9 protein-coding genes and 1 pseudogene are annotated in these 12,044 nt (G+C 70.8%); 6 read left to right on the top strand and 4 right to left on the bottom strand.

What is annotated here, in order from left to right:
- Nucleotides 1-109 precede the first annotated feature (109 nt).
- The 4 genes from PV419_RS48050 to PV419_RS48065 all read left to right on the top strand — a co-directional run bounded on the left by PV419_RS48050 (nt 110) and on the right by PV419_RS48065 (nt 8,370).
- On the top strand, nt 110-1,666 hold the full coding sequence (locus PV419_RS48050) for a TIGR02677 family protein (protein ID WP_319700031.1): 1,557 nt from the start codon (nt 110-112) through the stop codon (nt 1,664-1,666).
- Nucleotides 1,663-2,880 carry a TIGR02678 family protein gene (locus PV419_RS48055; protein ID WP_319700033.1) on the top strand — a complete coding sequence of 406 codons (1,218 nt, stop codon included), beginning with the start codon at nt 1,663-1,665 and terminating at the stop codon, nt 2,878-2,880. Before PV419_RS48050 ends, PV419_RS48055 begins: the two co-directional genes overlap by 4 nt.
- On the top strand, nt 2,873-7,054 hold the full coding sequence (locus PV419_RS48060) for a TIGR02680 family protein (protein ID WP_319700035.1): 4,182 nt from the start codon (nt 2,873-2,875) through the stop codon (nt 7,052-7,054). The genes PV419_RS48055 and PV419_RS48060 overlap by 8 nt, the downstream gene beginning before the upstream one ends.
- Nucleotides 7,055-7,140: 86 nt before the next feature.
- Nucleotides 7,141-8,370 carry a TIGR02679 family protein gene (locus PV419_RS48065; protein ID WP_319700036.1) on the top strand — a complete coding sequence of 410 codons (1,230 nt, stop codon included), beginning with the start codon at nt 7,141-7,143 and terminating at the stop codon, nt 8,368-8,370.
- Nucleotides 8,371-8,773: 403 nt separating this feature from the next.
- Here PV419_RS48065 and PV419_RS48070 read toward each other — a convergent pair whose 3' ends face one another.
- Both PV419_RS48070 and PV419_RS48075 read right to left on the bottom strand, forming a co-directional pair.
- A complete protein-coding gene (locus tag PV419_RS48070; RefSeq protein WP_319700109.1) occupies nt 8,774-9,025 on the bottom strand; it encodes a transposase in 252 nt (83 codons plus the stop codon).
- Complete coding sequence (locus PV419_RS48075; protein ID WP_319700037.1) at nt 8,964-9,569, bottom strand: IS5 family transposase; 606 nt, start codon at nt 9,567-9,569, stop codon at nt 8,964-8,966. The genes PV419_RS48070 and PV419_RS48075 overlap by 62 nt, the downstream gene beginning before the upstream one ends.
- A 328-nt stretch (nt 9,570-9,897) precedes the next feature.
- Between PV419_RS48075 and PV419_RS48080 the strand changes: the two are divergent.
- Nucleotides 9,898-9,984, top strand: a pseudogene (locus PV419_RS48080) (IS481 family transposase); the annotation flags it as partial.
- Nucleotides 9,985-10,019: 35 nt separating this feature from the next.
- Here PV419_RS48080 and PV419_RS48085 read toward each other — a convergent pair.
- Nucleotides 10,020-10,232 (bottom strand): hypothetical protein, encoded by a 213-nt coding sequence (locus tag PV419_RS48085; protein ID WP_319700118.1) that lies wholly within the window; start codon nt 10,230-10,232, stop codon nt 10,020-10,022.
- A gap of 149 nt (nt 10,233-10,381) precedes the next feature.
- Between PV419_RS48085 and PV419_RS48090 the strand changes: the two genes are divergently transcribed.
- Complete coding sequence (locus tag PV419_RS48090) at nt 10,382-11,044, top strand: HAD family hydrolase (protein ID WP_319700039.1); 663 nt, start codon at nt 10,382-10,384, stop codon at nt 11,042-11,044.
- Here PV419_RS48090 and PV419_RS48095 read toward each other — a convergent pair.
- Nucleotides 11,028-11,903 (bottom strand): IS5 family transposase, encoded by an 876-nt coding sequence (locus PV419_RS48095; protein WP_319700041.1) that lies wholly within the window; start codon nt 11,901-11,903, stop codon nt 11,028-11,030. The genes PV419_RS48090 and PV419_RS48095 overlap by 17 nt on opposite strands.
- Nucleotides 11,904-12,044: the final 141 nt, after the last annotated feature.

Consider the following 12,044-nt stretch of genomic DNA (forward strand, 5'->3'; position numbering starts at 1 on the left):
GCACGCGACGGCTCCGGCACCGTCCGCACTGGGCGTCGCTCACTGCTCCCCCAAAGACGTGACCGGAAACCGGTGCCGAAGCAGGCAATATCAAGGACAATACGAGGCGATGACGCGCATACCGTCCGACGCTCCCCATGGCGCCTACGCCCCGTTCGCCCATCTCACTGCCCCGAACTCCATCCTCTACCGACGGGTCATGGGGACGTTCATGAGGGCCAAAGAACAGTTCGTTGTACATCTGCGCCCCGAGGATGTCCATGCGACCTTGCCTCCCGAGCACCGGCCGGCGGAGCCGGAGACGATCGTGAAGGCGCTGGACAGCCTCGTCGAGTGGGGGAATCTGCGGGCCGACCCGGATACGGCCCGGGTCACCGCGGTCGAGGATTTCTACCGGAAGCGGTTCATCTACCAGCTCACCCAGGCGGGGGAGGCCGCGGAGGAGGCGCTGGCCGCGTACGACGCGGCGCTCGGCAGGCGCGGCGCGCTCCAGGCCGTGGCGCTGCACGACATCATCACGCAGTTGCGGACGCTCCTCGTCATCGCGGCGGAGGACGTTCCCGATCCCGCGAAGACGCACCTCGCGCTGGAGGCGCTGACCACCCGGTTCGCCGCCCTCGCGGACAATGCGCGGGCGTTCATGGGGTCGTTGCAGCGCACGATCGATCTACACGATGTGGAGCTCGAGTCCTTCCTCGCCTACAAGGATCAGCTGATCCAGTATCTGGAGCGGTTCATCCAGGATCTGATCACTCTCGGCGGCCGGATCGCGATACTCATCACCGAGCTGGAGGAGCAGGGCCGTGTCCGGCCGCTGTTGCGCCTGGCCGCCGCCCGTGAGGCCGCCGACGCCTCGCCCGACGAAGCCGAGCAGGCGCAGGAGCGGGCGTACGAGCGGTGGTCCGCCCGTTGGTCGGGGCTGGCCTCCTGGTTCGTGTCCGATGAGGGCCGCCAGGCGCAGGCCCGGCTGTTGCGCGGGCAGGCGCTGGGGGCCATCCGGCAGCTCCTGGCCGTCGTGCGGGCGCTGAACGAGCGGCGTTCGGGACGTTCTGACCGGTCGGCGGACTTCCGTACGCTCGCACGCTGGTTCGCCGAGTCCCCCGACGACGACTCGCGCCACCGGCTGTGGCGTACCGCCTTCGGGCTGTACTCTTCCCGCCACCTCACCATCGATGCGGACACGCTCATGGAACGCGTGCGGCGGCCGGTGCCCCCGGCCACCGCGTGGGCCGAGGCCGAGCCGCTCAGGATCAGCCCGCAGCTGCGCCGCACGGGCAGCTACGAGCGGCGCGGGAAGCCCCGCAAAGTGGAGGACCGCACCGAGGCCAGACGGCGGCTGGCGGAGATCGCCGTCAAGCAGGCGGAGGAGATCGCGGCCGCCCGCGCCCGGCTGGCGACGGGTGGCGAGCGCAGGCTGTCCCGAATCGGGGAGCTGGATCCGCTCGCGTTCGGGCTGTTCCTCCAGTTGCTCGGGGATGCTTTGGCCACCTGGCGGCCGGACACCAGGGCCACCTTCGCGACCAGTAACGACGGCTCGATGGAGATCAGGATGACGGCCCTGCGGGACGGTACGGTGGCCGAGATCCACACTCCTGGAGGGGTGTTCAGAGGACCCGACCACCTGATCGAGATCGTCGACCTGACCGGAGACGGAGATGCGCCGTGACGGTCGTGCCGAGGGTCGAGGTGCTGGACGGACGGCACGCGGACGAGCTGCGGCGTGCCGGGCGCGCCCTGCTGAAGGAGCCCCTGCTGCTGGCCCGCGGACCGCACGCGGACGAGTTCCGCCTGGTTCGCAGCCACGCGGAGGAGCTGCGTGAGTGGTTCGGCCGCAACACCGGGTGGTCGCTGCAGGTCGACGCGGAGTCCGCACGGCTGCGCAAGACGCCCGGCGTTCTGACCGACCCCACACACCCCGTGCGGGAAGTGTCCCGTTCAAGGGCTCCCTTCACCCGCCGCCGATACGTGCTGCTCTGCTTGGCCCTGGCCGTGCTGGAGCGCGGTGAGGCCCAGATCGCGCTGGGCCGCCTCGCCGAACAGGTGGTGCTGGAGGCGGCGGATCCACAGCTTGCGGCCACCGGTATGACCTTCGCCCTGGAGCGGCGGGACGAACGCCTCGACCTCGCGGCGGTGGTCCGGCTGCTGCTGCGGCTCGGGGTGCTGCGCAAGGTCGCGGGCGACGAGGACGCGTATGTGAGCGGCGCGGGCGATGTGCTGTACGACGTGGAGCGCCGTGTCCTGGCCGGGCTGCTCGCCGCCCGCCACGGCCCGTCCGTGGTCCGGGCCGAGGGTTTCGAGCCCCGCATCGCCGCGCTCGCCGCCGAGACCGCCCTGGACAGCGACGAGCTCCGGTTCCGTGCGATCCGTTGGAAGCTGACCCGGCGCCTGCTCGATGACCCGGTGCTGTACTACGACGAGCTGTCCGATGAGGAGCTCGCCTATCTGACCCGGCAGCGGAGCTTCATCACCGCGCACATCAACGAGTTGACCGGGCTGGTGGCGGAAGTACGCGCCGAGGGCATCGCCATGGTCGACCCCTATGACGACCTCACCGACGTGCGGATGCCGGAGCAGGGTACTCACGGTCACGTCACCTTGCTGCTCGCCGAACACCTCGCCGCCGCGGGCGGGCCGGTCGGCAGGGCGGAGCTGGAAGCCCACGTGCGCGGGCTCGCTGCCGAGCACGCCGGGTTCTGGTCGAAGTCGGCCAGGGAGCCGGGGGCCGAGGAGGAACTGGTCGAGCAGGCACTGCGGAAACTGACGGCGCTGCGTCTGGTGTCTCCGACAGCGGACGGTGTCGTCCCGCTTCCGGCGCTGGCCAGGTACGCGGTTGGCGAGACCGTCATCCGTACGACCAAAAAAGCGAGCGCAGATGAGTGACGGCAGGCTGAAAGGCGACACCACGTTGACCGCCCTCCCCGCCCCCGCGCCCGGGCGTTGGCGCCCTCTGCGCATCGGGCTCGTCGACCTCTTCTACTACGACGTGGAGGAATTCTGGTTCCGTGACGGCAGGCTCCTGCTGCGTGGCAACAACGGCACCGGAAAATCCAAGGTGCTCGCCCTCACGCTGCCGTTCCTGCTGGACGGCGACCTGTCGGCGCGCCGGGTCGAGCCCGACGGTGATCCGAACAAGCGGATGGAGTGGAACCTTCTGCTGGGTGGTGAACACCCCCACTCCGAACGGCTCGGGTACACGTGGATCGAGTTCGGCCGCATGGACCCCACCACCGGCCAGGCCTGCTTCCGCACCCTGGTCTGCGGGCTCAAGGCCGCCTCGGGGCGTGGCATCGCCCGCCACTGGTACGCGGTGACCGACCAGCGCATCGGCGCCGAACTGAGCCTCCTCGACGCCACCGGCACCGCGCTGTCCCGGGACCGGCTGGCCGAGGCGGTCGCCGGGCGGGGCATGGTGTACGACCAGGCGAAGACCTACCGCAGGGCTGTTGACGAGGCTCTCTTCGGCCTCGGGGAGCAGCGGTACGCGGCCCTCGTGGACCTCCTGATCCAGTTGCGTCAGCCCCAGCTGTCCAAGCGCCCGAACGAGGCGGCGTTGTCCAAGGCCCTTACCGAGGCGTTGCCGCCGATGGACCAGGCGGTGATCGCGGACGTGGCCGAGGCGTTCCGTTCCCTGGACGAGGAGAAGGAGGAACTGCGCGCGGCGGCGGAAGCCGAACGGGCCGCCTCCGGCTTCCTCGATCATTACCGGCGGTATGCGCGGATCGCCTCCCGCCGCCGGGCGCGCCTGCCGCGAAGTGAGCATGCCCGGTATGAACAGCTGCAGCGCGACCTGGCGCAGGCGCAGTCCGAGCGGCAGCGGGCCGAGGCGAGCCGGGACGAGGCGGGGGCGCGGATCGCGGTGCTGGAGGAGACCGCTGCCCGGCTGAAGGCACAGGACACCGCGCTGCGCGAGGGGCCCGAGATGCGCAGTGCTCAGGCCTTGGACCGGGCGGCCGCCGAGGCCGCACGCGCGACGGCGGAGCTGCGCCGTACCGAGTCGGACCGGGACGAGGCGGATCGGCTGCATCGCCGGGCGCGGGCAAGGCTCGGTGCAGCGGGCAACCGGCTGGACGCGGCCGAGCAGCGGGTGGCCGAGACGCTGCGCGGGGAGCGCCAGGCGGCGAAGGCCGCACGGCTGATGGGCGAGCTGCCCATCGGCAGCGCGCCGGAGGCGGATGTGCGACGTGTGGCCGAGGAGTCCTTGGCGCGGGGGCAGCGGGCCGTGGCGCATCTGGAGGGCCTGGCCGCTCAGGCCGAGCAAGCCGCCGCCGAGCGGCAAGCGGCCTCCCGGCGTCTTGACGAGGCCGAGTCGGAGGTCACCCACACACACCATCAGCTCGACGATGTGCGGGAGGCCGCGTCGCAAGCGGGACGAGCTCTGGTGGAGCGGGTCAGAGCATACTTCGAAGGGTGCGCCGAACTCCGGCCCGCCGATCCGATCGGGCTGCTGGACGAACTCCAGGACTGGGTGACCCGGCTTGCCGGCCCCTATCCGGCCCGGGACCGGGCGGCCGCCGCGCACCGCGGGCACGGTGCCCGACTGGCCGACCGGGCAGCCACGCTGGCGGGGGCCCAGGCAGCTGTGGCAGAACGGCTGCATGCCGCCCGGAGGGAACTCGCCGACCTCGAGGCGGGCGGCCAGCGGGGGCCGGAACCTCCGTACACCCGCTCCCCGGGCGTCCGTGATGGCGCGCCCGGCGCGCCGCTGTGGCGACTGGTCGACTTCCGCGACCACCTCGGCCCCACCGAGCGCGCCGGGTTGGAAGCCGCGCTGGAGGCATCCGGGCTGCTGGACGCCTGGGTGCTCCCTGACGGCACGGCCCTTACCCGGCACGGCCACGATGTGCTGCTCGCGCCGGCTGGCGGGCCGGGCGGCGGCGCGGAAGAGCGCACCCTCATCGATGTGCTGTGTCCGGCCGTGGACCACGGCAATCCGCGAGCCGTGGTGAGCGAGGAGGCGGTCAAACGGCTGCTGGCGTCCATCGGCCTCGGCCGGGAGGATCAAGGGGCCGACTCCTGGGCGTCCCCGGACGGCTCGTTCCGTACGGGAGCGCTGACCGGCAGCTGGGCCAAACCGTCCGCCGAGTACGTGGGCGAGGGCGCCCGCGAACAGGCGCGCAGGTCCCGGATCACCCGCCTGCGCACCGACATCACCGTGCTGGAAGCGGAGTCGGAACAGCTACGGACGGAGCAAACGGCGGTCGCGAGCAGCCGGCGAACCCTGGATGCCGAGATGGCAGCCGTCCCTGATGACGTGCCGCTCCGCGACGCACACGCGGCCGCCACGGCCGCCGCCGCCACCGCACGCCGCGCCCGCACCCGGCGCGACGAGCGCCTGTCCGAACTGGCAGCCGCGGACCGACAGGCCGCCGAGGCCACCGCGGTGTTCACCGACACGGCGGCCGACCTGTCACTCCCCGCCGATTCCGCAGGGCTGGCCGCCGTACGCCAGGCCCACGCCGACTACGCCGTGGTGCTGGCCTCCCTGTGGCCCGCTCTGCGGGAACGCGCCGATGCAGGCCGGGCCGTAGCCGAGGAACGAGCCGAGGCCGAGCAAGCCACCACCCGCGCCGGGACCTTGGCACAGCGTGTCGAGGACGCGACCCGCGCGGCGGCAGCCGCCGACGAGCGCCACACCACCTTGGGCTCCACCGTCGGCGCCGCGGTGGCCGATCTCCAACGGCGCCTGGCCGAGACGGCGGAGGCCATACGCGCCTGTGAGTCCGAGAAGCGGCAGACCCACGACGCACAGGCCGAAGCGGACAGAGCAGCCGCCCGCGCCGAAGGCCGTATCGACCAACTGGAGAGAGATCTGGGCGACGCGATCACGGCCAGAGCGGGCGCCATCGCCGCACTCCAGCGGTTCACCGCGACCGGGCTCCTCGCCGTGGCCCTGCCCGAGGCACCCGTTCCGGACACGGACGGCGGCCCGTGGGCACCGACCCCGGCCGTGGCCTTGGCCCGCACCATCGAGGCGGAGCTCTCCGGCACCGACGACTCGGAAGGTGCCTGGGAGCGGGTGCAGAAAAACCTCAGCGAGGAGTTCACCAAGCTCCAGAACGCACTGTCCAGGAACGGACACACCGCCTCGGCCCGCATCGTCGAAGACGGCATGGTGGTGGACATCGTCTATCAGGGACGGGCGCGGGCGGTGCCCGAACTGGCCCAGGCGCTGACCGCCGAGGTCGCCGAGCTGACGCGGATGCTGTCCGTACATGAGCGGGAGATCCTGGAGACCCATCTGCTGACCGAGGTCGCGGGCACCCTCCAGGAGCTGATCAGCGCTGCCGAGCGCCAGGTCCGGGCGATGAACACCGAGCTGGAGGAACGGCCGACCTCCACCGGTATGAAGCTGCGGCTGGTATGGCGGCCCTCGCGCAAGGCCCCGGCAGGTCTCCCCGGAGTCCGGGAGCGGTTGCGCCAGTCCGCCGACGCCTGGTCGCCGCGCGACCGGGAAGAGGTCGGGGCGTTCCTCCAGACCCAGATCGCCCGCCGGCGCACCGAGGACAGCTCAGGGAGCTGGCTCGAGAACCTGACGGTGGCCCTCGACTACCGCTCCTGGCACGAGTTCGGCATCGAGCGCTACCAGCACGGCCGCTGGGTCCCGGCGACCGGCCCCGCGTCGGGGGGCGAACGGGTGCTTGCCGTGTCCGTGCCGCTGTTCGCGGCAGCCTCCTCGCACTACGCCACGGCAGCCAGCCCGCACGCGCCGCGTCTGGTCACGCTCGACGAGGCGTTCGCGGGGGTGGACGACGACTCCCGCGCCAAATGCCTCGGACTGCTGCACGCCTTCGACCTCGATGTGGTGATGACCAGCGAACGAGAGTGGGCCTGCTACCCCCAGGTCCCCGGGATCGCCATCGCACAGCTCTCGCGCATGGACGAGCTCGCCGCGGTCCTGGTCACCCGCTGGGAGTGGGACGGCAGCGAGCGGACGCGGGGACGAGAGCCGGCGAGCCTCCCGCAGCCGGACGCCGCTGCCCCGGAGGAAGATCCTTCCGCCGCCACCGCCAGCGGGCGGGGAGGCGGCCACGGCCAGGAGTCGCTGTGGACATGACCTCAGGTGCCCGGGCAGGGAACGGACCGGCGGGCCACGCAGCCGTCCCCGTTCCGGTGCCGGTACCTCAGCAGCCCCAGGAACACATGCCCGCTGACCTCTACGGTGTCGACCGGACCCGCCTCGGCCGGTTGCTCGGCCGGCCCGAGCTGAGCTGGCTGCTGGACCGCGCACGCCGACGACTGGCCCGCGGCGAGCCGCTGACAGGCCCGGTCGGCCTCACGGACCCCAGCCCCGCACAACGCGAAGCCGCGGAGCGGCTGCTGGGACGCGCGCCGGGGGCCGGACGGACGCTGAGCGTACGACTTGACGCCGTGGACGGTGTGCTGCGCGGCTCCGGGATCAGTCCCCAGGGACTGGAGGCCGCCGTGCTCGCCCTCACCGGCCCCGTGGAGATGACCAGCGAAACCCAGGCCCGTCAGACACGCATGTGGAACGAGGTCTACAGCCCGCTGGACATGCTCGGACCGGATCTGGCCGAATGGCGCGACCGTCTGCGCCGCGACGGGCTCGTACGCCGCCTGGAGCGCGACCCCGAAGCAGCCGCCGCACTGATCCGGAAGACCGTGACGGCCCTGAGCGGCCTCCCCGCCGAGCCCGCCATGTCCCTGCCCGCTTTCGCGGCCCAGGTGCTGGGCGCCGCGCACGCCCTGGACGACGGCACGCCGCTCGCCACCCTCGTCCTGTCCGGTGCCCGTGCGATGACCGGCTTCCCCGACGGTTCCGGGTCCGAATGGCGCCGCGAAGCATGGGCGGCAGCCGGACTCCTCAAGGACGACCTGTCCTCCACCGTCCTCACCTTGAACCTGCGGGGAACACCCGCCCTCGACTGGATGGCCGATGCCGGCGAACCCACCGTGCTCACCCTGCGCCAGCTCAGCCGCCGTCCGCCGGTGACCTCGGCCAGGGCCATCCGGGTCTGCGAGAACCCTGCCGTGCTGTCCGCGGCAGCCGACGCCTACGGGCCCGTATGCCCTCCCCTGATCTGCCTCCAGGGCCAGCCCTCGGCCGCGGCCGTCACCCTGCTGCGCCGACTGCACGCCCAGGGAGCCGACCTTCTGTACCACGGGGACTTCGACTGGGGCGGCCTGCGTATCGCGACCGGTCTGCTACGCCGCGTCCCCTGGAAACCCTGGCGCTTCACCGCCGCCGACTACCGCAACGCCGCCAAGGCCGCCCCGCTCGCCGGACCGCTCACGGGCACTCCCACCGACTCCCCCTGGGACCCCTCGCTGGCCCCGGCCCTCACCGCACTCGGGGTACGCATTGAGGAGGAAACAGTGCTGACCGACCTGCTGTCCGACCTCATCGAATGAGGCATTCTCATACGATGAGGCAGGTGGCAGGTGATCCGCCCCCGCTCCTCGGAGCGACGGTGCGGAGGTCGTGCACTGCGGGGCTCCACCCCCGCGACCGCCCCGTTCGCCGCCCGCTGCGGCCGGCGCCCCAGCGGGCTGCCGCATCTGCTCACCTTCCAGAGACAGACGCGACAGCACATCCCGCTCACGAGAAGACATATATACGAGTCGGCGCCACAAGGTGAGGCCGGTACCTCGGGTCGCCCCGACGCCGCACGCTGATCAGCAGCATTCCAGGACATCACCGGTGGAGGTACCAGTGACCACACCTGACTCGGGTCTTCCTGCCCCCGGTCCGGCCCCACCTGTCCGTGGAGGAGCTAGTGGCGGCCAAGGTTGCTCCAGGAGACATCGGGGATGTTCAGTGCCGGCCGCAGGCTCGTGGCCGGGCCAGCCGACGGCCCATCCGCGTGATCATCGAGAACAGGATCATTGCCTCGCTGGTCGCGGGCAAGGTTTCGTAGTTCCTGGCCAGACGCCGCGAGTGCATCAGCCAGCTCAGGGTCCTCTCCACCACCCATCGTCTCGGCAGCACCACAAATCCCTCTGTGTCATCGGTGCGTTTGACGATCTCGAGGGTGCGCGCGAGCTTCTCGCGGCACCAGTCGATCAGCCCGCCGGTATAGCCGCCGTCGCCCCCAGACCAGGGTGATCTCCCGGTGCAGGTTCCGCAGCCGGGCCAGCAGACCCCCGGCCGCCTCGCGGTCGCCCACGTTCGCGGCGGTCACCGCGACGACCAGGAGCATACCCAGAGTGTCGGTCACGACGTGCCGCTTACGGCCGTTGACCTGCTTGCCTCCGTCGTAGCCACGTGAGGCGGCGGGCACCGAGACGGCCGCCTTCACCGACTGCGCGTCGATGATCCCCGCGCTCGGTTCCACCTCCCGGCCCTCCCGCTTCCGGACCTGCCCCCGCAGCCGATCGTGGAACTCCGCGATCAGCTCGTGCTCGCGCCACCGGCGGAAGAAGGCATAGACCCGGCCCCAGACGGGGAAGTCCACCGGCATCGACCGCCAGGAGATCCCGCCCGCGACGAGGTAGCGGATCGCGTCCAGCATCTGGCGGTGGCAGTACCCCTCGGGCTGCCCGCCCCTCCCCTCCAGCCATGCCGGGGTCGGCAGCAAAGGCCGTACCGCCGCCCACTCCTCATCCGACATGTCCGAGGGGTAGTGCCGTTTCGGTCGGGATGATCGGCCGCGTTGCCGTACACGTGCGCGAGACAATCGCACGACACGTCGGACGAGTTGAAGCGGACGGGCGCAGGCGCGTACAACTGCGACAACAGGGCCTCCGGGTACTCGGTAAGGATTCGCATCCCCGAGCTACCAGGAGGCCCTGCCTTCATGTACCGGCCGACCGGAGATCACCCGAGCGAGAAACCCGTTCGACCCGCAGACTCCAAGATCGGTTGAGATACGGCTTCTTACCGATGCGGGGATTGACATTGTTCTCAGCGGTGTTCGGATGCCGAGAATGAACTCGGTCATGGAACTGTGGGTGCAGACTTGCCGGTGCGAACTGCTGGACCGGACATCGATCTGGAATCAGCGGCACCTGCTCCATGCACTCCCGGAGTTCGAGCAGTTCTACAACGCTCATCGGCCCCATCAGGGCATCGCGAACGCCCGGCCACTGCACCCGTTCCCGCACCGATCACCGATCCGGACCAAATCGCTGGCCTCGATATACGAAGACGCGATCGCCTCGGCGGCATCCTCCATGGATCCGGCCCGGGCCAGTGCCGCACGGACCGGTGCTTCCTCGGTGACGTCGGCGGTGAGGAGGGTGACGCCGTCGGGCTGCGGGCCCGCGGCGGCCACCGCCTGCTCCAGGTCCAGGCCGTGGACAGTGGCACCGCGCGCGGCAAGGGCGGCCGCGGTCGCCGCGCCGAGACCCTAGGGCGTGTATCGGAAGTAGGCGGGGACGCCCCCCGATCTGGCGTCTCGCGAGGTAGTGGCATCCTTGGCCGGTGTTCTCATCCGATCATGCGGGCGCCGTGTTCTTCGATGTCGATGGCACCCTCGTCCCAGGTACGAGTTCGTCGGTCTTTCTGGCTGGCTTCCTTGGCCATCGGGATGAGTTGGCCAAGGCCGAGGACGCCTACGCCTCTGGCGCCATGGACAATCGGCAGGTCTCCGAGCTGGATGCCGCCGGCTGGGCGGGGGTTCCCGAAGACCAGGTCTCCGGCTGGCTCGACGGGCTTCCCTTGGTCTCGGGCATCACGGAGACCGTGGCCTGGTGTTGGCAAAACGGGTTGGTGCCCGTACTGGCGACCCTCGCCTGGTCGCCAGTTGGCAGCTACCTGACTGACCGCTTCGGCTTCCACGCGTTCAGCGGACCTCGGCTGGAGACCGCCGACGGCCGGTTCACAGGGCGGGTCGCCCGTCACTTCGACGAGTACGGCAAACGAGATTTCGCCCTCGCGCAGGCGCGAGAGCTGGGGCTTGTTCCCCGCTCGTGCGGGGCAGTCGGAGACAGCCGCTCCGACCTGCCACTGTTCGCATCCGTCGGGTTGAGCGTGGCGTTCAACGCATCGGCAGGAGCGCGCGAGGCGGCGACCGTCACGGTGGACGACGACGACCTGCGGGGCGTGCTTCCCGTCTTGAGTCGCCTGGCTACAGCCACTCGTTGATGGCCGCGACAAGGACGGTCGCCTCGTAGCGAACCGCGATCTTGTCGTACCTCGTGGCCACGACCCGGTGCCTTTTGAGACGGTTGATACCGCACTCGACCGCGTGCCGCTCACAGTAGTCGACCGCGTCGAACTTCGGCGGCCAACCGCCACGGGAGCCGCGTTTCGTGCGGTTGCGGGCCTGGTCGACCTTGTCCGGGATGGTGCAGAGGATGCCGCGTCGTCGCAGGTAGGCGCGGTTCTTGCGAGAGGCGTACGCCTTGTCCGCACGGACCCGCAGCGGCCGGGTGCGGGGCCTGCCCGGCCCCAGGCGAGGAACGTGGATGCGGCCCAGGACGACCTCGAACTGCGGGGAGTCACCTCGCTGCCCCGCGGTGATGACGATCGACATGGGCTTTTGCCGCTGCTCGACGGCCAGGTGCAGCTTGGTGGTCAGGCCGCCGCGCGAACGGCCGAGACCATGGTCGGCCGGCTCGGTGGTGAGGCCGCCGGGCGGCTCCTTCTGGAGGCCCCCCCCTTTTCGCGCCCCAGCGGCGTGCTGGTGGGCACGGACGACGGTGGAGTCGACGCTGATGTCCCAGGTGATCAGGTCCTTGGCGTCGGCCCGGGCCTGCAGATCGGTGACAATCCGCTGCCAGGCGCCGTCCCGCTGCCATCGGCGGAACAGGTCGTACACCCGGCCCCACGGCCCGTACTCCGTCGGCACGTCCCGCCACGGGATGCCAGTGCGGACCCGGAAGCGTATGCCGTCGATCAGCTGCCGCCTGGTCCATGTTGGCGGTCGGCCGGACTTCCTGCCCTTCGGCAACAGCGGTTCCAGCACAACCCATTGCTCGTCCGTTAGATCTCCATGCGCCACGAACCAAGATCATCTCACGCTCAAGATCAGCTTTCGAAACGCGCCCTGGGCCGCGCCGGTGATGACCAGCGCTGCTGATCCTTCGATGTCCATCGTTCTCCTGATTCGTGGGCCTGCGGAACGGGGGCAGGGGGAGGTATC

The organism is Streptomyces sp. ME19-01-6 (assembly GCF_033793745.1).
In the GTDB taxonomy this organism is placed as follows: Bacteria; Actinomycetota; Actinomycetes; order Streptomycetales; family Streptomycetaceae; genus Streptomyces.